Source organism: Paracoccus albicereus (assembly GCF_024359525.1).
Lineage (GTDB): Bacteria > Pseudomonadota > Alphaproteobacteria > Rhodobacterales > Rhodobacteraceae > Paracoccus > Paracoccus albicereus.
On record NZ_JAKZEU010000001.1, the window covers coordinates 664488 to 687095 of the forward strand.

Sequence of the window (22608 nt, forward strand, 5' to 3'; positions counted from 1 at the left end):
ATGGACGGTTCCTGCCTGTGCGGCGCGGTGACTTTCTCAGGCCGCGTGGACGATCCTGATGTGGCGGCCTGCCATTGCAGCCAGTGCCGGCGCCAGTCGGGGCATGTCTGGGCATCGTTTCTGATGGAAGATCCGGTAGTGACGGGCGAGGTGCGCTGGTACCGGTCTTCTGACAAGGCGGAACGCGGCTTCTGCCCCACTTGCGGCTCGGTCCTGTTCTGGCGGCCTGATGGGCGAAAGGCGCTGTCAGTCTCGGCCGGCGCCATCGACAACCCGACGGGGTTAAGGCTGGCACAGCACATCTATGTCGCCGACAAGGGTGATTATTACACAATCACCGACGGCCTTCCGCAAAGCGACCAATGAGCAAGCGCGACGTGACCGGGCGCTGCCTGTGCGGCGCCGTCAGCCTGCGCGCGCGGACGGACGCGCGGATCGCCCATGAATGCCATTGCAGCCAATGCCGACGCCAGTCGGGCCATGTCTGGGCCTATGTCACCCTGCCGCGCGCCGATGTCGTCTTCGACGGCCCGGTCTCCCGTCACGCCCATACGGATGCCGCCGAGCGGGGCTTCTGCCCGACTTGCGGTTCCTTCCTGTTCTGGGCGAAGAACGGCGAGGATGCGATCGACGTCTCGGCAGGCAGCCTTGATGCGCCGACCGGCCTGACGCTGGGCGCGCCGTCGCAATGGGACAGCAGGGGCGATTACTACTAGCATGATCTGGGACACGATCGCGAATATCCCGCTGGCGCAGCTTCTGACCTTCATCGCAGGCGGGTTGGTGATCAACATCGCACCCGGCCAGGACGTGTTTTTCGCCAGCGCCTGCGGCATCCAGGGTGGACCGCGTGCGGGGATGCTGGCCGGGATCGGTGTCGGATTCGGCGTCCTTTTCCACGTTACCTTGGCGACGATCGGTCTGGGCGCGCTGGTCGCGGCCCATCCCGAGGCGCTGCGCGCCATCAAGTACACCGGCGCGGCCTACCTGTTGTGGCTCGCCTGGAACGCGTGGCACGCCGGCCCGGTCGATTCGCATTCTCGCGGCAGCGTGCAGACCTGGAACATCCTTCGGCGTGGTGCGATGTCCAACATTCTCAACCCCAAGCCGGTGCTGTTCCTGCTGGCGTTTCTGCCGCAGTTCACGAAGCTGGAATACGGGCCGATCTGGCAGCAGACGCTGAGCCTGGGCCTGATCTTTGCCTTCTTCGGCACAGTTGCGACCGTCGCCTATGGTCTTGTCGCGGGCTATGCCGGGCAGCTTCTGGTGCGGCGTATGGGCGTCGTCAACAAGATCGCAGCGGTGATGTTCGCAGGCCTCGCGGTCCGGCTGGTTGCCAAATGAGCTACACCTACGATCCGCCGCCCGGCCTGCCCGAGATCATCCATGCCGACCATGAGATTCTGATCATCGACAAGCCGTCCGGCCTGCTATCGGTACCCGGCAAGGGCGAGGACAAGGCCGATTGTGCGATCGGTCGCCTGCGCGGCGCCTTTCCGACGATCCTGCTGGTGCACCGGCTGGACCAGGATACATCGGGGGTGATGGTCTTCGCGCTGACGCCGCACGCGCAGCGACACCTATCGAAGCAATTCGAGGATCGGCGCACCAAGAAGGCCTACGTTGCACGCTTGTCGGGGCGTCTGCAGCCCAAGACCGGCCGTGTCGAGTTGCCGCTGGGGGTCGATTGGCCAAACCGGCCGCGACAGAAGGTTGACTACGAAAAAGGCCGGCCCGCGCAGACCGATTGGCGTGTGATGAAGAACAATGCGATGGAAACGCGGGTCCGTCTGTATCCCAGAACCGGGCGCAGTCACCAGTTGCGGGTCCACATGGCTGAAACGGGCCACCCGATCCTGGGTGACCCGCTTTACGCGACCGGCGCAGCGGCCGAACATCCGCGCCTGATGCTGCATGCTGAAAGCCTGCGCCTGAAGCACCCCGAAACCGGGGTGCAGCAGAGTTTCAACGCGCCGGTACCGTTCTAGGGGTCAGCTTTCCATCCCGTTCGGGTACCAGTTGCCGATGATGACCTGAGTCCCGCTGTCACCTTCGGACACGAGACGCGCGAACTCTTCCACGTCGCTGTCGCGGTAATGATAGGGATAGACCACCGCTGGTTTGAACGCGGCCACGGCCTCGGCTGCCTGCTCGACCGTCATCGTGTAGGGCAGGTTCATCGGCAGGAACGCGACGTCGATGTTCTCCAGCGCCATCATCTCGGGTGTCGGCTCGGTATCGCCAGCGATGTAGAAGCGCTTGCCGCCGATGGTCAGGATATAGCCGTTGTCGCGACCCTCGGGGTGATACTGCATCCGATCTTCTGTCGTGTTGTGGGCCGGAATGGCCTCGATCTGCATGCCCATTGCCTCGACCGTGTCGCCGTTTGCCATCGTGTTGGCGCGCGCTTGCATCGCTTCGGGCAGCATGTCGTGAACCGCCGGGTTTGTGATCATGCTGACTTCGCCGAGCGCATCGAGCGTCGGCTGGTCATAGTGATCGCCGTGCTCATGCGTGATCAGGATCAGGTTCGGCGGTGGCATGTCGGCGTAGAGATCGGCGCCGCCGACGGGATCAAGGTAGATCACGCCGCCCGGCGTCTCGATCACCATCGACGCATGTTCGACGGGATGAAAGGTGACCTGACCGCCTTCAACCTCGTAGCTGTTCGTGGCTTCTGGCGCGGCGGTGTCCTGGGCGGCGGCAAATCGGGGCAAGGCTGCGGCGGTCGCGGCGGCGGCGGCGAGCGTCAGTCCAGTGCGGCGTGTCACGTGCATCTCTCTCTCTCCTGCTGGGGTGGATTGCCAAATGTTCACCACGCCAACCCCAAGCGACGCTGCGGGTTCCGCCACGCGTTCCGCGCCTTGCCCCTGTGCTGCCCCTCGCCTAGGACTTCCTCTCGGGGCGCGAGCGAGGGGTTGCAGGCGATGACGCATCTTTGGGTCAGGGCGGAAAGCCGGGCGAACGAGGACCGGGTGGGGATCACCCCTGACGGTGTCGCGGCACTTCGCAAGCAGGGTATCCACGTCACGGTCGAGGACAGCGGCCGGCGCATCATTCCAACGGCCGATTACGAGGCCGCGGGCGCCTCGATTGCGCCGGAAGGATCATGGACCAGCGCGCCGGATGATGCGCTGGTTTTCGGCCTGAAGGAGCTGCCCGAGGACGGAACGCCGCTGCGCCACCGTCACATCATGTTCGGTCATGCCTTCAAGGGCCAGCCGGCCGGCCGGGTCCTGCTCGACCGGTTTCGCGCAGGCGGCGGCACGCTTTACGATCTGGAATACTTGGTGGACGAGGACGGGCGCAGACTGGCGGCCTTCGGGTACTGGGCAGGCTATGCGGGGGCGGCGGTCTCGCTTTACGCTTGGGCGGCGCAGCAGCTAGGCGGCATCTGCGGTCCGATCGCACCTTATCGCGACCGGCAGGCGCTGGATGCCGATCTTCGCGCGCATCTGGACGGGACGGCACGACCACGCCCCCATGCAATCGTCATCGGCGCAAAGGGGCGCGTCGGGACCGGTGCATCGGACCTGCTTCACGCGATGGGCGTTACCGTCACCCGGTGGGACATGGCCGAGACGGCCCATGGCGGCCCCTTCCCCGAAATCCTTGGACACGAGATCTTCATCAACGCGATCCTCGCCCAGCCCGGCGTTCCGGTCTTCGTTCCCGCGGACGCAGTGCGGCCGGGCCGCGCGCTGACGGTGATCGGTGATGTCGCCTGCGATCCCACCAGCGACTTTTCACCCATCAAGGTCTACGACCGCACGACCGACTGGGCGCAGCCCGCATTGCGGGTGGCGGATCATCCACCGCTGGACGTCGTGGCAATCGACAACCTGCCCTCGCTCTTGCCGCGCGAGAGCTCCGAGGATTACGCGGCACAATTGTTGCCGGTGCTGCAGCAGCTCGATGCCTTGGACGCCGGGGCCTGGGGCCGCGCCCGCGCGACCTTCGACCGCCATGTTTCAGGAGAACCCGCATGAACATCCACTGGATCGGCACCGGACTTTCCGCGATCCCCGGCCTGCGTCGGCTGATCGAGGGCGGTCACGACGTCATTGTCTGGAACCGGACCGAAGCCAAGGCGCGCGATGCGGTCGGCGATCTGACCGACGACATCCGCACCTATACGCCAGAGGCGTTGGCGGACGCGCTGCGCAAGGGCGATATCGTCGTCTCGATGCTGCCGGCGGATCAGCATGTCGCGTTGGCACAACTTTGCATCGAGCGCGGGGCGCACTTCGTCAGTTCGTCCTACATCGCGCCTGAAATGGCGGCTCTGGACGATTCGGCGAAGGCTGCGGGCGTCGCACTGGTGAACGAGGTCGGGCTCGACCCTGGCATCGACCACCTGATGGCGCACGATCTGGTTGCCGATTACCGTCAGGTCGCACAACCGGGTGATACGGTCACCTTCACCTCCTATTGCGGCGGGGTGCCAAAGCATCCGAACCCGTTCCGCTACAAGTTCAGCTGGTCCCCGCTGGGCGTTCTGCGGGCGCTGCGCTCACCCTCGCGCTCGCTTAGGGCGGGAGAGGTACGGGACGTCGCCCGCCCGTGGCATGCAATCGATGATTATGTCGCGCCGTTGCCGGTGCCCGAACATTTCGAAGTCTATCCGAACCGGGACTCGTTGCCCTTCATCGACCAGTACGGGTTCGATTCCGCCTGGCAGGTCACCGATTTCGTGCGTGGCACGATCCGCCTTAAAGGGTGGTCAGAAGCGTGGTCGCCCGTCTTCACCGAAATCGAGGGGCTGACCGGCGCGGATGGCGAGGCACGGTTGCGCGCGATGTCCGAAGAATTCTGGCGCGATCACGCCTATGCGCCGGGTGAGCCGGACCGCGTCGTGCTGTTCGTTGCACTACAGGCGCAACGCGATGGGGCGACCACCTGGCACAAGGAATGGGTGCTGGACGCGATGGGCGACGCCAAGGCGAGTGCGATGGCCCGGCTCGTCTCGGTCACCGTAGCCTTGGCGGTCGAGGCCTTGGTCGCGGGGCGCATTGCGCCGGGCGTCCATGCTGCGCCAGATGATCCCGATCTGATCGCCGACTGGCTCGTCGAAATCGGCCGGATCGCGCAGCACGTCGCGCGGGTGGATCACCTGCGCGGCTGAGCGCTGGCGCGATTGTTATCCCGTCTGCGGCCACCTGCCGGAACGGGCCGCTGCGATGCCACGTTCCGATCCCATCATCACATGAAAGGGATCGACGCCATGCTCCGCCGCATTTCCTCCACCGCCCTCGTCCTTGCCGCGACCGCGACAGGCGCGGCGGCGTTCAACGAAGCGCCACCCCATGCGCCGAACCAGCAGCCGGCATTTGCGGGACAGACCCGTGCGCCCGAAATGGGGGACGACATTCCGCTGGTGACGGAGAACATCGTCGAAGGATTGGTCCATCCCTGGGGTATGGCCGAGCTGACCGGCGGCGTGTGGGTCGTGACCGAGAAACCCGGCCGCATGCGGTTGATCGGCCCGGACGGTGCGATCTCTGCCCCGTTGACAGGCCTGCCCGAGGTCGATGCGCGTGGACAGGGCGGTCTTCTGGACGTCGCTGTTGCCGAAGATTTCGGCCAGACGCGACGCCTGTGGTGGACCTTTGCCGAGCCGCGCGAGGGTGGCAACGCCACCGCCGTCGCCACGGGCACGCTGTCGGCCGACAGTACGGCGCTGGAAAATGTCGAGGTCATCTTCCAGCAGCAGCCGGCCTGGCAGTCGGACAAGCATTTCGGCTCTCGCCTCGTCTTTGACGGCAATGGTGCGCTGTTCGTCACCACGGGCGAACGATCGAACCCCGAGCCGCGCCAGCTTGCGCAGGACGTGACAACACACCTTGGCAAGGTGTTGCGGATCAACCCCGAAGGTGGGGCAGCCAGCGGCAATCCACAGATCCCGAACGGACAGCCTGAAATCTGGTCCTGGGGTCATCGAAACCTGCAATCGGCCGCACTAGGCCCAGACGGCCAGCTCTGGACGGTCGAACATGGTCCTAAGGGCGGGGACGAACTGAACCGGCCGCAATCAGGTCGCAATTACGGCTGGCCGATCATTACCTATGGCATCGATTATTCCGGTGCGCCGATCGGCGAAGGCATCACAGCGCGCGAGGGGATGGAGCAACCGGTCTATTATTGGGACCCGGTGATCGGGCCGTCGGGGATGGATTTCTACGACGGCGACATGTTCCCCGAATGGCAGGGCGATGCCCTGATCGGTGGCCTTGTCGCGCAGGCCATCGTGCGCCTTGATATCGCGGATGGTCAGGTTGCGGGCGAAGCGCGTCACCTTGAAGGAATCGGCCGGATCCGTGATGTCGAGGTCGCCTCGGACGGTTCGGTGATGCTGCTGACCGACGCCGATAACGGTGCCCTGGTCCGCGTGAGCCGTGGTGAGTAGGGCCTAGCCACTACGCCCGAAAAGCCGCTCGATGTCGGTGAGGTTAAGCTTCACCCATGTCGGGCGGCCATGGTTGCACTGACCTGACCGGGGCGTCACTTCCATCTCTCGAAGAAGCGCGTCCATTTCCGGCAATGTCATCCGCCGACCGGACCGAACCGAACCATGGCAGGCCATCGACGACAGGACGGCATCAAGTCGGCCGCGTAGCCGATCGGAAACGTCACCGTCGCTCAGATCGTCAAGAATATCGCGAAGCAACGCCCCTGCATCCAGCCGCGGCAGCATCGCCGGAACCTCGCGGACGGCGATCGCGCCCGGCCCGAAAGGTTCGATGGCCAGACCAAGATCGGCAAGCTCCTCGGTGAGATCGAGGATGCGTCTGGCGTCGGCCTCATCCAGCGCGACGATCTCGGGGATCAGCAGTGCCTGGCGCGTCACGGCGCGCCTAGACGCCTGATTCTTCAGACGCTCATAGACCAACCGTTCATGCGCCGCGTGCTGGTCGACCAGAATGAAACCGTCTGTCGTCTGCGCGACGATATAGTTTTCGTGCAACTGGGCGCGAGCCGTCCCCAAGGGAAAATCTTGCGCGGGCGGGGCAGGCGCGACCTCCGGCGTTTCAGCAAATCCCGTGGGCCGGATCGGCGCTTGCGCAGCGTAGGCTGTCGGACGCGCAAGCAGCGATGGCTGCGGCCTGGACTGAGGGTTGTTTACGGCCTCGACAGGTTCCGAGGTGAAGGCAGCGGCGGTTTCTGTCCCGATCGTCGAACTTGACCGGTGTCCCGCCCCGACCATCGCATGACGAAGTGTCGAGACGACCAGCCCCCGCGCGGCGCTTGGATCCCGGAACCGCACCTCCGCCTTGGCGGGATGGACGTTAACATCCACCAATTGCGGGTCGCAGGCGACGAACAGGACCGCCGCGGGATGGCGGCCGGATGCCAGGACGTCCATATAGCCCGCGCGCAGTGCGCCGGTCAGCAGCTTGTCGCGGACGGGGCGACCGTTGACATACAGATGCTGCGCGACCGCCGCGCCGCGCGAATAGGTCGGCAGGGCGGCGAAACCCGTCAGGGTCACGCCGTCGCGCTCGGCATCGATGGCCAGCGCATTGTCGATGAAGTCCCGTCCCATGATCCGCGCAAGCCGCGCCTGCAGCGCATCGAAGAAATCGCCCTGTTCGGCATCAGCGCGAAAGACCTCTCGCTCGCCATCGCTCAACGTGAAGGCGACGCTCGGTTCGGCGATCGCGAGGTGGCGGACGACCTCGGCTATGGCCTGCAGTTCGGCGCGCGGCGTGCGCAGGAATTTCAGTCGCGCAGGGGTCGCGAAGAACAGGTCGCGCAGTTCGACCACGGTGCCGCGATTGCCCGCGGCGGGACGGACCGGGCCGATACACCCTCCGGCGACGGAGATCGTCGCACCATCAGCCCCTGCCGCGCGCGACGTGATCGTCAGACGCCCGACCGCACCAAGGCTGGGCAGCGCCTCGCCCCGGAAGCCAAAGCTGCGAATCGCGAGAAGATCAGAGCCGTCGATCTTGCTGGTCGCGTGACGGGCCAGCGCCAGCGGCAGATCCTCTGCCGTCATCCCGCAACCATCGTCGGCGACACGGATCAGAGCCCTTCCCCCGTCGACAACGGTGACATCGACGCGGTTGGCGCCTGCATCCAGCGCGTTTTCGACCAATTCCTTGACCGCAGAGGCCGGACGCTCGACCACCTCGCCCGCCGCGATCCGATTCGCGGCAGCTTCGTCCAACTGTCTGATGATAGGCCGGATATGGGGGCTATGGGTATTCATGGCCCCAGATATAGCATCAGCCTAAGGCGCCCGAAAGAAAATGATGCCTTCGCTGTGCTTGGCGGAAACCGCCTGCGCAAATCGACGTTGACTTGGTCACAGACAGTTCAACCGTGGGAGACACGACATGACGGGAAAGTTTGCAATCATCCTCTGCACTGCGACGCTGGCACTCGCAGCATGCGGCCCTAACGCGCAGACGCGCGCAGTAACCGGTGGTGCGACCGGCCTTGCCGTAGGCGGCCCGGTCGGTGCAGCGGTCGGCGCGGCTGCCGGCGGCACGGGCGCGGTGCGGGTGAACCCCTGACCTGCGCTAGGCAAAACGCCGATTGTACAAGTGAAAAAGCCCGGCCATCCAGCCGGGCTTTCGCATCAAAGTCGTTATCCCTCTGCAGGAACGGCTTCGTCCGAATTCCGCAATCCTGGATCGCCTTGGCCTGACACGGCCGGATCGGTTGCTTCCACCCCTTCGGGGCGTCCAACCAGCACGAACCGCAACCCGTCGGCGTCCAGCAGGCGCTGCGCCACGCGCTTCACATCCTCGGCCGTCACCGCCTCGACCATCGCGTTCCGATTATTGATGTAATCAATTGGCAGGCCGATCAGCTGCATCCCGGACAGGATGCCCGCAATCTTGCCATTCCCGTCAAAGCGCAACGGGTATTCGCCGGTGATGTAGGTCTTGGCGTCGTTCAGTTCGGCCTCGGTGACCTCCCCCGTCGCCATCCGCGCCCATTCCTGACGGATCAGGTCCAGCCCTTCGCCGACCTTTTCATTCGCGCTGGACATGCCGCCCTGCCACGTCTGACCGTAAAGTCCGGCGGCGATGCCCGTACGGATCCCGTATGTCAGGCCACGCTTTTCACGCAGCTCCTCGGTCAGGCGGGAACTGAAGCCGCCCCCGCCAAGAATGTGGTTCGCAACGAAGGCTGCAAAGTAATCCGGATCCTCAATGGGAAGGCCGGGACCGGCAAAGCTGACCACAGTCTGGGGGCTGTCCCAGTCGATCACGGTCACGCCGGGCGTCAGCTGCAGCTCGGCCATGTCGGGCAGCGGCGCGGACCCATCGGCTGGCAGGCCGCCCAGCACGTCGTCGATCAGCTGCCCCAACTGCTCGGGGGTGATGTCGCCGGCTGCACCGACAAAGACCCGATCACGCGCCAGAACGCGCCCTTTGGCATCGACAAGATCGTCTCGCGTCAGCGCCGCAAGACTGTCCATGGTCCCATTGATCGACGTCGCATAGGGGTGATCGCCCCAAGCCTGCTGCGACAGTTCCTTGGCACCAATCGCGCCGGGATCGGTCGCCTCGGACCGAATGATGGCCTGCACCTGGGCCCGGACGCGTTCGATCGCCTGATCGTCGAAGCGAGGCTCGGTCAGCGCAAGACGCAACAGATCCGCGGCCTGATCGCGGTTTTCGGTCAGCATTTGCGCACCGACTTCCAGCGAATCGTCGCCTGCATCGAAACTGAAGCTGGCGCCGAGGGCCTGCGCCTCCTCCGCGAACGCGGTCGAATCGTACTCGCCCGCGCCTTCCTCCAGCAGTGCGGTCATCAGGTTGACGGCACCACGCTTTTCCGGCGCATCGAGACTGGCGCCACCCTGGAAGGTCAGGCTCAGCGCGGTGAAGGGGATCGAGTGATCCTCGACCAGCCAGGCCTCGATCCCGCCGGGGGATTCGACGCGCTGGATCTCGATTGCCTGAGCGGGGATCGCGAACAGGGTCAGGCAGAGTGCAAGGGCCGCACGCAGCATCATTGGGTCTCCGTCATCGCAGGATTTTCTGCAGCGGGTTCGGCGGGGGCGTCGGCTGCGGCCGGCAGGGGCGCCACCTCGACGTCAGGCAAAGCAGGCGCTGACGCGGTGTCGGGTCCCGCCTGATCCTCGGGCAGAAGCCAGCCGGTCACGGTCGCCCGCGACGACAGGACGTCACGCGCAGCCTCCGTCACCTCTTCGGCGGTGACATCGCGCAGGATATCAGGCCAGTCGTTCACATCCTCGATCGTCAGGCCCGTCGCCAGGCCCTGGCCGTAATCGTAGGCCCGGCCATGCGCCGAATCGCGTGCGTAGATCTGCGCCGCGCTGATCTGGGTCTTGATCCGATCCAGATCCTCGGCATTGGGGCCTGTTTCGACGAAGTCGGCCAGAACGGCGTCGAATTCAGCCTCGGCCTCTTCGATGTTGCGACCGGGCGGCGGTACAAGGCTTAGCGTGAAGGTCGTGGGGTCCACCGACAAACCGTCGTAGCGGGCGCCGACCCACAGCGCCTTGCCTGTCTGCGCAAGTTGACGGCCAAGAACCGAGGTCTGGCTGTCGCCGCCCAGCAACTCGGCCAGCACGGTCAGCGCCGCAGCTTTCTTCTGGTCGCCGGGATTGCGTTCGGGGGCGAGGATCGTGCGCATCATCACGGGCTGGGCAACGCGTGGATCGCTCATCTGCATCCGGCGGGGCGAGCGCTGGTCGGGTTCCTGTGGCCTGACGCGCGGCGCGATGTCGCCATGCGCGGGGATCGGACCGTAATACTGCTCAGCCAGTTCACGCGCGCGTTCCGGTGTCACGTCACCGGCCAGGATCAGGATCGCGCGGTCCGGGCTGTAATAATCCTCGTACCACTTGACCGCATCCTCGCGCGTCAGGCCCATCATTTCGGACCGCCAACCGATCACCGGGCGGCCGTAGGGATGGTTGTAGTACTGAACCGCGCTGGCTTCTTCGGCGAACAGCGCACGGGGATCGCTGTCGGTGCGCTGCGCGCGTTCCTCAAGCACGACCTGCCGCTCGGCCTGCCAGTCATCCTCTCCGATCTGAAGATTGGCCATCCGGTCCGCCTCCATCTCCATGATGAGAGGCAGACGATCCGAGGCGATGCGCTGGAAATACGCGGTGTAGTCGTAGCTGGTGAACGCGTTGTCCATCCCGCCATTGCGGGTCACTGTCTTGGACAGCTCACCCGGCTCCATCGTGTCGGTGCCCTTGAACATCAGGTGTTCAAGATAGTGGGCCAGGCCGGTCTTGCCCGGCACCTCATCGGCCGAGCCGATCTTGTACCAGACCATCTGCACGACCACCGGGGCGCGGTGATCCTCGATCACCACGGTTTCCAGACCGTTTGGCAAGGTGAAGTGACTGATCCCCTCGGGCATCTCGGCCAGTGCCGGTGCGACGAAGACGGGGGAAAGTGCCAGCGACAGGGCAAGGCTCAGACGGCGCATCATTGTCCTCATTCGGTGTCGCCATCGAACGTGGACGCTGCAGACCCGACGCGCAAGCAGGCTCGCAGGAATGTGTGGGTCGCCTTGGAGGTTACTCTTCGGTCTGCGGCGGCGGAGCGGTTGGCGTCCGCGCGCCGGCACGCTGCCAGCGTTCGTTTTCGGCCTGAGCGTCCAGCCTGTAGGTGCGATAGGCGCGCTGATAGGCAGGCGTCCCCGCCAGTTTCTCCAGCAGGCGCCGGCCGTTGCGCGCGCGGAAGGCCGCATCTGCCTCGGCCAGTTCCTGACGGATGCCCGGTGAAACGCCGCCACGTCCGGCATAGGTGACCAAGGCGCCGTCGGACGCGCCGATCCCTTGTTGAGCCAACTGTCCGGGATTGCCGCCAAGCGCCGCGACGGCATCGCCCATCGGGGCGGGATCGGTGATGTTCGTGCCACCCGGCGTCGGCGCCGGCAGCACGTTCAGGTCCGGTGGCAGTTCCAGCGGACGCGTGGGGAGGATCGCGAATTCATCCGGCCCGTCGCTGCTGGGGCTGTCGAGATTCATCAGCCGCTGGTCGGTGCTGCAGGCCCCCAACAGCAGGATCGTCACGGTGATCGGTGCGAAAAGACGCATCGGCAGCCCCTGCCCTTGGTTTCGTTGGGCTCGTTCTAACGGCTCTTGGGCGCGTCGTCACGGGTGTTGTCGTCCACAGGCTTTTCGCCGCCGGCGCCCCCGCCCGCATTGGGCATCAGAACCAGGCCAAGGGCGCCTGCGAAGATCGCGATATCGGCGACGTTGAAGCTGAACGGGTTCTGCCAGCCGGGCAGCGACATGTTCAGGAAATCGGCCACCGCGCCATAGAAGATCCGGTCGATCACGTTTCCGATGGCACCCCCGATCAGCAGACCGGCAGCGACCCGGCCAAGCTTGCCGGGCCGTCCCCGGCGGAGCCACAGCCAGACCCACAGGCAGACGCCAAGCGCGACGGCGATCAGCACCCACCGCATCACGTTCTGGTCCGAGGAGAGCAGGCCGAAATTGACGCCCTGGTTCCACGCCATGCGCAGGTTCAGCCACGGGGGCAAAACGTCGATCGCGCGCAGGCGATCAAGTTCCAGCACATGAACGACCCATAGTTTCAGTGCCTGGTCGATCAGGATGATCACGCCCGCGACCCACAGCGTCAGACGCATGTCGGCGCGCGCCGGTCTGTCGACAGGCTTGGACGGCTTGTGGCGAGGAGTCACGGCAGGGGCGGGCGCCACGGGTTTCTTCGGCGCAGGCGACTTGCGCAGGGGCGGGGGTTTGCGCCCGATATCCGGTTTCTTGCCCATCAGTGACGGAAATGCCGCTGGCCGGTCAGGACCATCGCCAGACCCAGTCGGTCGGCAGCGGCGATCACCTCGTCGTCCTTGACCGAACCGCCGGGCTGGATCACCGCCTTGGCTCCGGCCCCTGCCAGCGCCTCGATTCCGTCGGCGAAGGGGAAGAACGCGTCCGAGGCGACGGCGGCACCGATCGTCAGCGGCAGCGGCAGGGACAAGGCCTCGGCCATGTCCTGCGACTTGCGCTGGCCGATCCGGGTCGAGTCGACGCGGCTCATCTGCCCGGCGCCGATGCCCACGGTCGCAAGGTCCTTGGCATAGACGATGGCGTTCGACTTGACGTGCTTGGCCACGCGCCAGGCGAACAGCAGGTCGGCCATTTCGTCGTCGGTCGGCTGTCGCTTGCTGACAACGCGCAGATCGGCGGCGCTGATCCGGCCGTTGTCGCGATCCTGCACCAGAAAACCACCCGAGACCTGCCGAAAGACCTGACCGGCAGCCGACGGATCGGGCAGCCCGTCCGTGGTCAGCAGGCGCAGGTTCTTCTTGCCCGCAAAGATCTCGCGCGCCTCGTCGCTGGCGCCCGGCGCGATGACGACTTCGGTGAAGATTTCTGTGATCGCGCTGGCGGTGTCCGCATCGAGCGACCGGTTCAGCGCGACGATACCCCCGAAGGCCGAGGTGCGATCACAATCATAAGCCCGGCGATAGGCATCAAGCGCATTGTCGGCGCGAGCCACGCCGCAGGGATTGGCATGCTTGATGATGGCGCAGGCGGCCCCTTCGGACGGGTCGAATTCGGCGACCAGTTCAAAAGCCGCGTCGGTGTCGTTGATGTTGTTGTAGCTGAGTTCCTTGCCCTGCCACTGTTTCGCGGTCGCGACACCCTGGCGCGCTTCGCCTGTGGCGTAAAAGGCGGCCGATTGATGCGGGTTCTCGCCGTAGCGCAGGCCTTGCGCCAGCGTTCCGGCAAAAGCACGGCGGCGCGGCGTGGCCTCGCCGATCGCGCGCGCCATCCAGGTCGAGACTGCGGCGTCGTAGGCGGCCGTGCGCGCATAGGCCGTTTGCGCCAACGTCTGGCGCAACGCCAACGTCGTGCCGCCCTGGTCCAATGCCTCGCGCAGCGCATCGTAATCCTGGACGTCCACGACGACGGCGACGTGGGCATGGTTCTTCGCCGCTGCGCGGATCATCGCCGGGCCTCCGATGTCGATGTTTTCGACGCAATCGTCATAGTCTGCGCCCTTCGCCACCGTCTCTTCGAAGGGGTAAAGGTTCACCACCAGCAGATCGATCGCGCCGATTCCGTGTTCGTCCATCGCGGCGCGGTGCGCGGGATCGTCGCGCAGGGCCAGCAAGCCGCCATGGACCGCCGGGTGCAATGTCTTGACGCGTCCATCCATCATTTCGGGAAAGCCGGTGATTTCGGCGACGTCGATCACGGTCAGGTTCGCGTCGCGCAAGGCTTTCGCGGTCCCGCCGGTCGACAGGATCTCGATCCCGCGAGAGGCCAGATCGTGACCCAGCTCGATCAGCCCGGTCTTGTCGGAAACGGAAATCAGCGCGCGCTTGATCGGGGTGATGGCGGGCATGGCGGGGCCTCGGCTGTGCGGTTCGCGGGCTGACTAGCGTCCGGCGGGCTGAAGGTCCAGCGCGCCGTAAGACAGGTCAGGCGGGTTTGCGCAGGCGTGCGATGAAGAATCCGTCCATCCCTTGCCTGTCCGGCCAATAGTCGGGACGCAACCGCAAGCCATGAAGGGTCCACCACGCGGGATCGACGCCTTGCATGTCCGGACGCTCGACCACCAGGCCCGGATGGCGGTTCAGAGCTGCGGCAATCTGATCCTCACCCTCGGCAGGCAGCAAAGAGCAGGTGGCATAGACCAGCCGCCCGCCCGGCGACAGGATTTCCAACGCGCGATCCAGCAGTCGTCCCTGCAATTCGATGATGCTGGCGATTCCTTCGCCATCGCGGATGAAGGGCAGGTCGGGATGTCTGCGGATGGTGCCGGTCGCCGAACAGGGCGCGTCCAGAAGGATCGCGTCGAGCGAGTGCTCCGGCTGCCATGCCAACGCATCGGCCGTGATCAGGGTCGCCTGAAGCTGTGTGCGGGCAAGGTTTTCGGCCACACGCTCCATCCGGTCGGCCGAGGAATCCACCGCCGTGACCTGCGCGCCTGCGGCCGCAAGCTGCATCGTCTTGCCGCCGGGTGCGGCGCACAGATCGACGATCCGCTCGCCCGGTTGCGGTTCGAGCATCCTGACGGCCATCGCCGCCGCAGCATCCTGAACCCACCAATCGCCCTGATCGTAACCCTGCAGCGCCGAGACCTGGGCGCCCACTGGCATCCGCGCCGAGCCGGTCGGCAGGCTCTCTGCGCCCTCGGGCGGCGTCGCGCCCGGCTTCAGCGTCAGGTCCAGCGGCGCGCCTGCCTGATGGGCAGCTTCGATCGCCTTGGTTGCTTCGTCGCCCCAGGCGGCAGCGACAGGCGCACGCAACCAGTCGGGAAGGTGCTGCGGGGGCAGTTCGTCCCAGCCCGGATCACCGGCGGTCTTGCGCAGCACGGCATTGACCATTCCGGCGGCAGCCCGGCCTTTGGGACCCAGTCCGCGCACGAGATCGACCGCCACGTTGACCGCACCATGCGGTGCCGCGCCCAGGGCGCGCATCTCGACCGTCGCGAGTCGCAGGATGTCGGCGATGTCCGGACGCGGGCGGCGGTTCGTGTGGCGCGCTATAAGCGCATCGGCGCGGCCCCTGTAGCGCAGCACTTCGGCGGCGAGGCGCGTGGCTCGCGCGCGTTCACCCGGCGGAAGATGGTCCAGTCGCGGTGCCTGTTCGCCGAGGCTCGCGCCTTCGCGCACACCCGCTAGCAGCGCCAGCGCGCCTTTGCGCGCGCCGTCCTGTCTGCCGGTCCGGGCGGCACCATCCTGCCGCCGCCGCTTGCCTGTCGTCTCGCCCTTTGCCAATTCGTCGCGTCTCGCCTACATCGGAAGCGTATCCCTTAGGCTGAAAAGGCGCGCATGACCATGGACGACTGCCCCGATCTTCCGCCCGCCGATCTTCCACCCGCTGCCCGCCGAGCCCTGGCCGAGGCCGAGGAGCGTCGCAGGAAGGCCGCGGCCGAGGCGCCGCCGCCGCGCGAATATGGCGGCCGCGACGGGCCTGAGCCGGTGCGCTTCGGCGATTATGAAAAGAACGGTCTTGCGGTGGACTTCTGATGGACTGGTTGAAGGCGGGCGCGGCGGAACAGGGCCGCGCGATCATGGCGGGCGTGCTGGACCCGCTGGACCAGACCGAGGCCTATCTCGCGGCGGCCGAAGCCAATCCCTACACGGACCGGATCTACGCCCGGCTGACGCCCGATCGCGCGCGGGCCGAGGCGATCGCGGCGCATGACCGCGCCAAGGCGGGCTTCCGCCGTGGACTTCTGGACGGCGTCGCCCTGTCCTGGAAGGACAATATCGACAGCGCGGGCATCGTGACCGAGGCCGGCTCGCAACTTCTGGAAGGTCGGGTGCCAGACCGCGATGCCGCCGTGCTGGCCCATGCGACGGCGCAGGGCGCCGTCTGTCTGGGCAAGACGCATCTGACAGAACTGGCGTTTTCGGGGCTTGGCCTGAACCCAAAAACCGCGACGGCGCCGAACGCGCTGGATCCCGATCTGGTCGCGGGCGGGTCCAGCAGCGGGGCCGCCGTGTCGGTGGCCATGGGCCTGGCTGCGGCCGCGATCGGTTCGGATACCGGCGGGTCGATCCGGGTGCCTGCGGCGTGGAACGGCCTTGTTGGATTCAAGCCGACAACCGAGGCGATCCCGAGCCGTGGGGTGGTGCCGCTGTGCCGTCGCTTCGATGTCGCGGGACCGCTGGCCCGCACAGTCGAGGATTGTGCCGAAATCATTGCGCTTCTGCGCGGAGAGGCGCGTGCGGTCGACCTGAGCGGAGCCGAAGCGAAAGACCTGCGGCTGATGGTCCTGGATGGCGCACCCTTTGCGGATGCAGAGGAAGGACCGGTCCAGGCTTTCGAGGATGCGGTGGATCGGTTGGGCCGGGCCGGTGCCACGATCAGTCGTGCGGCGCCCGATTGCGTCGCCCGTGCGCTGGACCTGTCGCCGACGCTGTTCGCACCCGAGGCCTATGCGATCTGGCGCGAGCAGATCGAGGCGGCACCCGATCTGATGCATCCACCGATCCTTGCCCGATTCCGTGGCGGCAAGGATGTTTCTGCCCCCGACTACGTTGCCGGTTGGGAGAAGCTGTATCGGCTCAGGGCCGAATGGGCGGGGATCGTTGCGGGGTTCGACGCGGTGCTGCTGCCCAGCGTCGCGATCCTGCCGCCAGATGCAAAGCGACTGACGACGGACGAGGCCTATTTCACCCATGCCAACCTGCTGACCCTGCGCAACACACGGATCGGCAACCTGTTCAACCTGCCGACTGTGACGCTGCCGACGGGTCAGCCGGCCTGCGGGGTGATGGCGATGGGTGCGCAGGGGCAGGATCGCCGGATGCTGCGGGTTGCAGCGGCTCTGGAAGCGGGGCTCGCCGCGCGCTGAGCTTTTCGCGCAAGGCCCCGGCCCGCACAGGCTTTTTCTGGACGCGGCGGCGGCCATTCGGTAGTTTGGTCGTAACGGGGCGCCAAACGACCCCGACGAGACGAGGCAGACATGGCAATCCCCGAGCGGTTTTCGAACCTGCCGGAATACGCGTTTCCGCGCCTGCGGGCGCTGCTTTCCGGCATTCAACCCGGCGCCGATCCGATGGTCCTGACCATCGGCGAGCCGCGCCATGCGATGCCGGACTTCCTGCAGGATGTGCTGGTTTCGAATCTGTCGGGCTTTGCGAAATACCCGCAGAATGAAGGCAGCGCCGATCTGCTCGACGCGATTTCCGCCTGGATCGGTCGCCGACACAAAATCGAAGTAGACCCGTCGCGGATCATGGCGCTGAACGGCTCTCGCGAAGGGTTGTTCAATGCAGCCCTCGCCCTGTGCCCGGAAACCAAGAACGGCCAGCGTCCCGCAGTGCTGATCCCGAACCCCTTCTATCAGGTCTACGCCGTCGCAGCGGCTGCCGTCGCGGCCGAGCCGGTGTTCATGCCGACGACCCCGGAAACCGGGCAACTGCCCGACTTCGCGGGGCTGCCTGCCGCCCTTCTGGATAGGACCGCACTGGCCTATCTGTGTTCACCCGCAAACCCGCAGGGCGCGGTTGCGGACGAGACCTATCTTGAAACCCTGATCACGCTGGCCGAACAGCACGATTTCCTGATCATCTCCGACGAATGCTACTCGGAAATCTGGCGTGACGCGCCACCGCCCGGCGCGCTGGCCGTGGCCACGCGGATGGGGCTGCCCGATCGGGTGGTGATGATCAATTCGTTGTCGAAGCGGTCAAATATGCCGGGATTGCGGTCCGGCTTTGTCGCGGGCGGACCTGAACAGATGCGATTGATCCGGCAGCTTCGCAACTTCGCAGGCGCGCCGATGCCGCAACCGCTGCAGGCCGTCAGCGCCGCCGCCTGGTCGGACGAGGCGCATGTGCAGGAAAGTCTTGCGCTGTATCAGCAGAAATACGCGATCGCCGACCGGATTTTCGGCAATGTTCCGGGTTATCGCGGCCCGGATGGCGGTTTCTTCCTGTGGTTGCCCGTCGAGGACGGCGAGGCTGCGACGCTGAAACTGTGGCGCGAGGCTGGAATCCAGGTCCTTCCGGGGGCCTATCTGTCGCGCGAGGTCGATGGCTTCAATCCGGGCGCGGGCTTCATCCGGGTGGCGCTGGTCGCAACGCCGGACGAAACGGAATCGGCGCTGACCCTGCTGCGCGACACGCTATACGAGACGAGAGGATAGGGCATGGCCAGTTGGCAGGCGAAACACCGCGATCCGCTGTTCGACCAGACGACGCAGGCGGCACTGGAACGGCGCGGCAAGGAATTGCTGGGCGCCGCCCTGATCGGCCTCGGACTGGTCGTCGTGATGATCCTGTCCAGCTGGAATCCCGACGATCCGAATTTCCTGTCGGCCACGGATCAGCCGGCCGAGAACACGCTGGGCATTTTTGGCGCCTATGTCGCATCGCCCCTGATGATGATCGCGGGCTACGGATCCTGGGGGGTTGCGGTCGCCGCCATCGTCTGGGGGCTGCGGCTGATCCTGCATCGGGGCGAGGAACGCCTGATGCGGGCGATCTTCCTGCCCATCGCGGTGGCGCTGTGGTCGGTCTTCGCAACCTCGATGGTCCCGCCTGACGGGTGGAGCGAAAGTCACGGACTGGGCGGTCATTTCGGCGATATGGTGATGGGCGCGCTGCTGACGACGCTGCCACTGCCGCTTCATATCGGGATCAAGCTGCTGACCCTGATCGTGGCCGGCGCTGCGCTGGTTGTGAGCGGCTTTGCGCTTGGTTTCGACCGGGCGGAGATTGATGCGATCTGGCGGCGTTTCCTGTTCGGACTGCTGACGGCCTACGACATGGCGCTGCGCGCGACGGGGCGCGGGGCGGCCGCATCGGCGGCGGCGGCGAAAAAGCTGCGGGAACGGCGCGCGGCACGGTCCCAACCCGAGACGCAGCCCGCAGGTGGAACGATCTTTTCGCGCGCGCGGCCGCGGCCCTTCGATCCGGAACTGGATGAGGACCTGCCCGAGCCGGAACTGGTCGATGCCGAGGCGGATTACGACGGCGACGCACCCTCGGACGAAGAGGTCAGCCACCGCATCAGCGACGCGATCCGTTCGCGTCTTGGCCGCGTGACCGCGCGACTTTCCCGAGATGGTGCGCGCTCTGGCGACGATCTGGAAGACGAATTGCCGCATATCGAGCCTGCCGCACCGTCACCTTTCGGTGCGCAGACGCAGCGCAATGTCGTGCCGCCCAAGGTCAAGGCCGCGCCCTCGCGTCAGGCGCAGGCCGAGGCGCAACCTCAGCTGCGCTTCAACGAGGATCACACAGGATACGAGCGCCCGCCGCTGGCCCTGCTGACGGCCGCCGCCAATACCGAACGTCACCAGTTAAGCCAGGAGGCGATGGCCGAAAACGCGCGCATGCTGGAAGCCGTCTTGGACGATTACGGCGTGCGGGGCGAGATCACCGAGGTTCGGCCGGGCCCGGTCGTCACGCTCTACGAGTTGGAGCCTGCGCCCGGTCTGAAGGCGAGCCGCGTGATCGGCCTCGCCGACGACATCGCACGTTCGATGTCGGCGCTGTCGGCGCGCGTGTCGACCGTGCCGGGCCGTTCGGTGATCGGGATCGAACTGCCGAACGCCCGTCGCGAAAAGGTCGTGCTGCGCGAGATCCTGTCGTCGCGCCCCTTCGGCGACGGAACGCAGCCGCTGCCGCTGGCGCTCGGCAAGGATATCGGCGGCGATCCGATCGTGGCCAACCTCGCCAAGATGCCGCACCTGCTGATCGCGGGGACCACCGGTTCAGGTAAGTCGGTCGCGATCAACACGATGATCCTGTCGCTCTTGTACAAGCTGACGCCGGACGAGTGCCGGCTGATCATGATCGACCCCAAGATGCTGGAACTGTCGGTCTATGACGGCATCCCGCATCTGCTGTCCCCGGTCGTCACCGATCCCAAGAAGGCGGTGGTCGCGCTGAAATGGGTCGTGGGCGAGATGGAAGAGCGCTATCGCAAGATGTCCAAGATGGGCGTGCGCAACATCGAGGGCTACAACGGCCGCGTTCGCGAGGCGCTGTCGAAGAACGAGATGTTCAAGCGCACCGTCCAGACCGGCTTTGACGAGGATACCGGCGAGCCCGTCTTCGAGACCGAGGAATTCCAGCCCGAGACCTTCCCCTATATCGTCGTCATCGTCGACGAGATGGCCGACCTGATGATGGTCGCTGGCAAGGAGATCGAAGCTTGCATCCAGCGTCTGGCGCAGATGGCACGCGCCTCGGGCATCCACCTGATCATGGCCACGCAGCGGCCGTCGGTCGATGTCATCACCGGCACGATCAAGGCGAACTTCCCGACCCGGATCAGCTTTCAGGTCACCAGCAAGATCGATAGCCGCACGATCCTGGGCGAACAGGGTGCCGAGCAATTGCTGGGTCAGGGCGACATGCTTTACATGGGGAACGGCGCGCGCGTGACACGGATCCACGGACCCTTCGTCAGTGACGAGGAGGTCGAGGAGGTCGTGACCCATCTGAAAAGCTTCGGGCCACCCAGCTACAAATCGGGCGTGGTCGAGGGGCCGGAGGACGAGGTCGCCAGCGATATCGACGCGGTTTTGGGCCTTGGTGGCGACGGCAGCGACGATGCGCTTTACGATCAGGCCGTGATGATCGTGGCCAAGGACCGCAAGTGTTCCACCAGCTACATCCAGCGCAAGCTGGCCATCGGCTACAACAAGGCCGCGCGCCTGGTCGAGCAGATGGAGGATCAGGGCGTCGTGAGCTCCGCCAACCATGTCGGCAAGCGCGAGGTGCTGGTGCCCGAGGTCTGAGCCGATCGGCACAACTCGGCCGGGCACCGCACGCCCGCTTGGCAAGGGCGGCCGGATGGGCGATGACCGGCCCATGAGCGTCTGGCACCTGCATATCCTGAATGCCCGCAATGACCTGACACGGGTTCTGCCCGATCTGCGCGCGACAGTGCGCGAAGCCGTGGAGCGTGCTGCGGAACATGCGGACCTGCCACGCTTTGACGTGGTGATCCATACGAGACAAGGGTCCGAGCGTGATGTCCTGCCCTCGATCAGCGGGCCGGGCCTGATCGACCTTGCCGTCGATCCGCAACGTTTCGACCGCAAGGCGATGATCCGCGAGACGGTGCGCGCCCTGCACCGAGTCATCCGTCGTGCGGGGCCGGGGTCAGGAAACTCGCTTGGCGATGCGCTGGTCGGCGAGGGGCTTGCAGGCCATTTTGTACTTCAGGTTCTGGGCGGGCGCCCGGAATCGATCGAAACGATGACGCCCGCCGAAGGGGTCGCGCGGCGCGCGATGGCCGAATGGTCGCGGCTGAGCTTCGATCCCGGCGAATGGTTTCTGGGTCGCGGCAAGCTGCGGAAGGGCACCGGCCAGGCGCTCGGCTTCAAGCTGGTCGAGACCCATCTGGCGAATGCGCCGGGCGAAACCGCGATCAGTCTGGCTGCCGCGCGCTCGGATTCCTTTCGCGAGGTGATGCGCGCGATGGCCAAGGCCGACGCCGAAGAGCCGGCCGAACCGACCGATCCCGAGGATGGGAAGAAGCTGGACTAGCCTCGCCGCAGCAGCAGCGGTCCCATCGCCAGCCCTGCCAGCGCGCCGCCCAGATGGGCCTGCCACGCGATCGTGGGCATCAGCACCGTCAGTGCCAGGTTCAGGCCGATGATCAGGCCCACCGCGCGGATCAGCGGACCCTGTGGCTGCCTCAGACGGGAACGCTGCACGAAGGCCGCGCCCACAAGCCCCGCCGCGACGCCGAAGATCGCGCCCGACGCGCCGACCATCGGCGCGATTTCATCCGGAGCCATCAGCGCGAAAAGCCCCGCCCCTGCGATCTGGCTGACCGCGTAGATCGCGAGCATGTTCCGAACGCTCATCAGGCGCGTCATCTCGCGCGTGATCGCAGCCAGCGAAATCATGTTCATCGCCAGATGGATCAGGCCCCCGTGGAGGAAGCCGTAGGTCACGAACATCAGGACAGCCTGGCCCGGAAAGATTCCGCCGCTGCGGAGGTCCTGCACCCAGAAGGCGCCGAAGATGAAGACGAGTTCACGGAAATCGGGGGTCAGCAGCAGGGTGCCGAGCAGGATCAGAGCCTCGACCAGGCAGCAGATCGCGATGATCGCCGCGAAGACGCGCGGCACTTTCGGCGTGGCCACGACGCGACGCCGACGGAACACCGGCACGCGGGAGGGCTGAGGCGCGGTCATGATGCGCGGC

At 65.9% G+C, this 22608-nt stretch carries 22 protein-coding genes; 13 read left to right on the forward strand and 9 right to left on the reverse strand.

The genetic code is table 11. The annotated features are described in order from the left end of the window. From MLD63_RS03300 to MLD63_RS03315, 4 genes are read left to right on the forward strand one after another with little or no spacing between them, the layout of a single operon-like run. Positions 1-366, forward strand: coding sequence for a GFA family protein (locus MLD63_RS03300; protein ID WP_255328416.1), 366 nt, complete (start codon positions 1-3; stop codon positions 364-366). Continuing rightward, the gene (locus tag MLD63_RS03305; protein WP_255328417.1) at positions 363-716 is read left to right on the forward strand and encodes a GFA family protein; all 354 of its coding nucleotides are present in this window, start codon (positions 363-365) and stop codon (positions 714-716) included. Before MLD63_RS03300 ends, MLD63_RS03305 begins: the two co-directional genes overlap by 4 nt. Position 717: 1 nt before the next feature. Next, entirely contained in the window at positions 718-1344 is a 627-nt protein-coding gene (locus MLD63_RS03310; protein ID WP_255328418.1) for a LysE family translocator, read from the forward strand. After that, positions 1341-1988: an RluA family pseudouridine synthase gene (locus tag MLD63_RS03315; protein WP_255328419.1), complete on the forward strand. Its 648-nt coding sequence runs from the start codon at positions 1341-1343 to the stop codon at positions 1986-1988. Before MLD63_RS03310 ends, MLD63_RS03315 begins: the two co-directional genes overlap by 4 nt. 3 nt (positions 1989-1991) lie before the next feature. Here MLD63_RS03315 and MLD63_RS03320 read toward each other — a convergent pair whose 3' ends face one another. Further along, positions 1992-2777, reverse strand: coding sequence for an MBL fold metallo-hydrolase (locus MLD63_RS03320; RefSeq protein WP_255328420.1), 786 nt, complete (start codon positions 2775-2777; stop codon positions 1992-1994). A 150-nt stretch (positions 2778-2927) separates the two neighbouring features. On the opposite strand from MLD63_RS03320, the gene MLD63_RS03325 reads away from it, so the two are divergent. The 3 genes from MLD63_RS03325 to MLD63_RS03335 all read left to right on the forward strand — a co-directional run bounded on the left by MLD63_RS03325 (position 2928) and on the right by MLD63_RS03335 (position 6406). Next, a complete protein-coding gene (locus MLD63_RS03325; protein ID WP_255328421.1) occupies positions 2928-3989 on the forward strand; it encodes a saccharopine dehydrogenase in 1062 nt (353 codons plus the stop codon). Then, complete coding sequence (locus MLD63_RS03330) at positions 3986-5125, forward strand: saccharopine dehydrogenase C-terminal domain-containing protein (protein ID WP_255328422.1); 1140 nt, start codon at positions 3986-3988, stop codon at positions 5123-5125. Before MLD63_RS03325 ends, MLD63_RS03330 begins: the two co-directional genes overlap by 4 nt. A gap of 99 nt (positions 5126-5224) precedes the next feature. Then, a complete protein-coding gene (locus MLD63_RS03335) occupies positions 5225-6406 on the forward strand; it encodes a PQQ-dependent sugar dehydrogenase (RefSeq protein WP_255328424.1) in 1182 nt (393 codons plus the stop codon). A 3-nt stretch (positions 6407-6409) separates the two neighbouring features. Here the strand turns inward: MLD63_RS03335 and mutL are convergent, their stop codons facing one another. Continuing rightward, positions 6410-8212 (reverse strand): DNA mismatch repair endonuclease MutL, encoded by a 1803-nt coding sequence (gene mutL, locus MLD63_RS03340; RefSeq protein WP_255328425.1) that lies wholly within the window; start codon positions 8210-8212, stop codon positions 6410-6412. A gap of 127 nt (positions 8213-8339) precedes the next feature. Between mutL and MLD63_RS03345 the strand changes: the two genes are divergently transcribed. Then, on the forward strand, positions 8340-8519 hold the full coding sequence (locus MLD63_RS03345; RefSeq protein ID WP_255328426.1) for a hypothetical protein: 180 nt from the start codon (positions 8340-8342) through the stop codon (positions 8517-8519). Positions 8520-8593: 74 nt separating this feature from the next. Here the strand turns inward: MLD63_RS03345 and MLD63_RS03350 are convergent, their stop codons facing one another. The 6 genes from MLD63_RS03350 to MLD63_RS03375 form a co-directional block, all read right to left on the reverse strand. Further along, complete coding sequence (locus MLD63_RS03350; protein ID WP_255328504.1) at positions 8594-9970, reverse strand: M16 family metallopeptidase; 1377 nt, start codon at positions 9968-9970, stop codon at positions 8594-8596. Then, positions 9970-11430, reverse strand: coding sequence for a M16 family metallopeptidase (locus MLD63_RS03355; RefSeq protein WP_255328427.1), 1461 nt, complete (start codon positions 11428-11430; stop codon positions 9970-9972). The genes MLD63_RS03350 and MLD63_RS03355 overlap by 1 nt, the downstream gene beginning before the upstream one ends. A gap of 88 nt (positions 11431-11518) precedes the next feature. Further along, entirely contained in the window at positions 11519-12040 is a 522-nt protein-coding gene (locus tag MLD63_RS03360) for a DUF3035 domain-containing protein (RefSeq protein ID WP_255328428.1), read from the reverse strand. Positions 12041-12075: 35 nt separating this feature from the next. Further along, positions 12076-12741, reverse strand: a complete 666-nt coding sequence (lspA, locus tag MLD63_RS03365) for a signal peptidase II (RefSeq protein WP_369696984.1) — start codon at positions 12739-12741, stop codon at positions 12076-12078. After that, positions 12741-14324 (reverse strand): bifunctional phosphoribosylaminoimidazolecarboxamide formyltransferase/IMP cyclohydrolase, encoded by a 1584-nt coding sequence (gene purH, locus MLD63_RS03370; protein ID WP_255328429.1) that lies wholly within the window; start codon positions 14322-14324, stop codon positions 12741-12743. Before purH ends, lspA begins: the two co-directional genes overlap by 1 nt. Before the next feature lie 76 nt (positions 14325-14400). Beyond that, on the reverse strand, positions 14401-15702 hold the full coding sequence (locus MLD63_RS03375; protein WP_369696985.1) for an RsmB/NOP family class I SAM-dependent RNA methyltransferase: 1302 nt from the start codon (positions 15700-15702) through the stop codon (positions 14401-14403). Positions 15703-15762: 60 nt separating this feature from the next. Here MLD63_RS03375 and MLD63_RS03380 point away from each other — a divergent pair, with 60 nt between their 5' ends. The 5 genes from MLD63_RS03380 to MLD63_RS03400 all read left to right on the forward strand — a co-directional run bounded on the left by MLD63_RS03380 (position 15763) and on the right by MLD63_RS03400 (position 21942). Next, positions 15763-15954 (forward strand): DUF1674 domain-containing protein, encoded by a 192-nt coding sequence (locus MLD63_RS03380; protein ID WP_439957621.1) that lies wholly within the window; start codon positions 15763-15765, stop codon positions 15952-15954. Beyond that, positions 15954-17288, forward strand: coding sequence for an amidase (locus tag MLD63_RS03385; protein ID WP_255328432.1), 1335 nt, complete (start codon positions 15954-15956; stop codon positions 17286-17288). The genes MLD63_RS03380 and MLD63_RS03385 overlap by 1 nt, the downstream gene beginning before the upstream one ends. 111 nt (positions 17289-17399) lie before the next feature. After that, the gene (locus MLD63_RS03390) at positions 17400-18584 is read left to right on the forward strand and encodes an aminotransferase class I/II-fold pyridoxal phosphate-dependent enzyme (protein ID WP_255328433.1); all 1185 of its coding nucleotides are present in this window, start codon (positions 17400-17402) and stop codon (positions 18582-18584) included. Positions 18585-18587: 3 nt separating this feature from the next. Continuing rightward, the gene (locus tag MLD63_RS03395) at positions 18588-21188 is read left to right on the forward strand and encodes a DNA translocase FtsK (RefSeq protein ID WP_255328434.1); all 2601 of its coding nucleotides are present in this window, start codon (positions 18588-18590) and stop codon (positions 21186-21188) included. 73 nt (positions 21189-21261) lie between these two features. Continuing rightward, complete coding sequence (locus MLD63_RS03400; protein WP_255328435.1) at positions 21262-21942, forward strand: DUF2268 domain-containing putative Zn-dependent protease; 681 nt, start codon at positions 21262-21264, stop codon at positions 21940-21942. Here the strand turns inward: MLD63_RS03400 and MLD63_RS03405 are convergent. Further along, entirely contained in the window at positions 21939-22598 is a 660-nt protein-coding gene (locus MLD63_RS03405; RefSeq protein ID WP_255328436.1) for a rhomboid family intramembrane serine protease, read from the reverse strand. The genes MLD63_RS03400 and MLD63_RS03405 overlap by 4 nt on opposite strands. Positions 22599-22608: the final 10 nt, after the last annotated feature.

Excerpts from the sequence above, each read along its gene's own strand:
- MLD63_RS03300 (WP_255328416.1), top strand. The coding sequence starts at position 1 with ATGGACGGTTCCTGCCTGTGCGGCGCGGTGACTTTCTCAGGCCGCGTG.
- MLD63_RS03305 (WP_255328417.1), top strand. The coding sequence starts at position 363 with ATGAGCAAGCGCGACGTGACCGGGCGCTGCCTGTGCGGCGCCGTCAGC.
- MLD63_RS03310 (WP_255328418.1), top strand. The coding sequence starts at position 718 with ATGATCTGGGACACGATCGCGAATATCCCGCTGGCGCAGCTTCTGACC.
- MLD63_RS03315 (WP_255328419.1), top strand. The coding sequence starts at position 1,341 with ATGAGCTACACCTACGATCCGCCGCCCGGCCTGCCCGAGATCATCCAT.
- MLD63_RS03320 (WP_255328420.1), bottom strand. The coding sequence starts at position 2,777 with ATGCACGTGACACGCCGCACTGGACTGACGCTCGCCGCCGCCGCCGCG.
- MLD63_RS03325 (WP_255328421.1), top strand. The coding sequence starts at position 2,928 with ATGACGCATCTTTGGGTCAGGGCGGAAAGCCGGGCGAACGAGGACCGG.
- MLD63_RS03330 (WP_255328422.1), top strand. The coding sequence starts at position 3,986 with ATGAACATCCACTGGATCGGCACCGGACTTTCCGCGATCCCCGGCCTG.
- MLD63_RS03335 (WP_255328424.1), top strand. The coding sequence starts at position 5,225 with ATGCTCCGCCGCATTTCCTCCACCGCCCTCGTCCTTGCCGCGACCGCG.
- mutL (WP_255328425.1), bottom strand. The coding sequence starts at position 8,212 with ATGAATACCCATAGCCCCCATATCCGGCCTATCATCAGACAGTTGGAC.
- MLD63_RS03345 (WP_255328426.1), top strand. The coding sequence starts at position 8,340 with ATGACGGGAAAGTTTGCAATCATCCTCTGCACTGCGACGCTGGCACTC.
- MLD63_RS03350 (WP_255328504.1), bottom strand. The coding sequence starts at position 9,970 with ATGCTGCGTGCGGCCCTTGCACTCTGCCTGACCCTGTTCGCGATCCCC.
- MLD63_RS03355 (WP_255328427.1), bottom strand. The coding sequence starts at position 11,430 with ATGATGCGCCGTCTGAGCCTTGCCCTGTCGCTGGCACTTTCCCCCGTC.
- MLD63_RS03360 (WP_255328428.1), bottom strand. The coding sequence starts at position 12,040 with ATGCGTCTTTTCGCACCGATCACCGTGACGATCCTGCTGTTGGGGGCC.
- lspA (WP_369696984.1), bottom strand. The coding sequence starts at position 12,741 with ATGGGCAAGAAACCGGATATCGGGCGCAAACCCCCGCCCCTGCGCAAG.
- purH (WP_255328429.1), bottom strand. The coding sequence starts at position 14,324 with ATGCCCGCCATCACCCCGATCAAGCGCGCGCTGATTTCCGTTTCCGAC.
- MLD63_RS03380 (WP_439957621.1), top strand. The coding sequence starts at position 15,763 with ATGGACGACTGCCCCGATCTTCCGCCCGCCGATCTTCCACCCGCTGCC.
- MLD63_RS03385 (WP_255328432.1), top strand. The coding sequence starts at position 15,954 with ATGGACTGGTTGAAGGCGGGCGCGGCGGAACAGGGCCGCGCGATCATG.
- MLD63_RS03390 (WP_255328433.1), top strand. The coding sequence starts at position 17,400 with ATGGCAATCCCCGAGCGGTTTTCGAACCTGCCGGAATACGCGTTTCCG.
- MLD63_RS03395 (WP_255328434.1), top strand. The coding sequence starts at position 18,588 with ATGGCCAGTTGGCAGGCGAAACACCGCGATCCGCTGTTCGACCAGACG.
- MLD63_RS03400 (WP_255328435.1), top strand. The coding sequence starts at position 21,262 with ATGAGCGTCTGGCACCTGCATATCCTGAATGCCCGCAATGACCTGACA.
- MLD63_RS03405 (WP_255328436.1), bottom strand. The coding sequence starts at position 22,598 with ATGACCGCGCCTCAGCCCTCCCGCGTGCCGGTGTTCCGTCGGCGTCGC.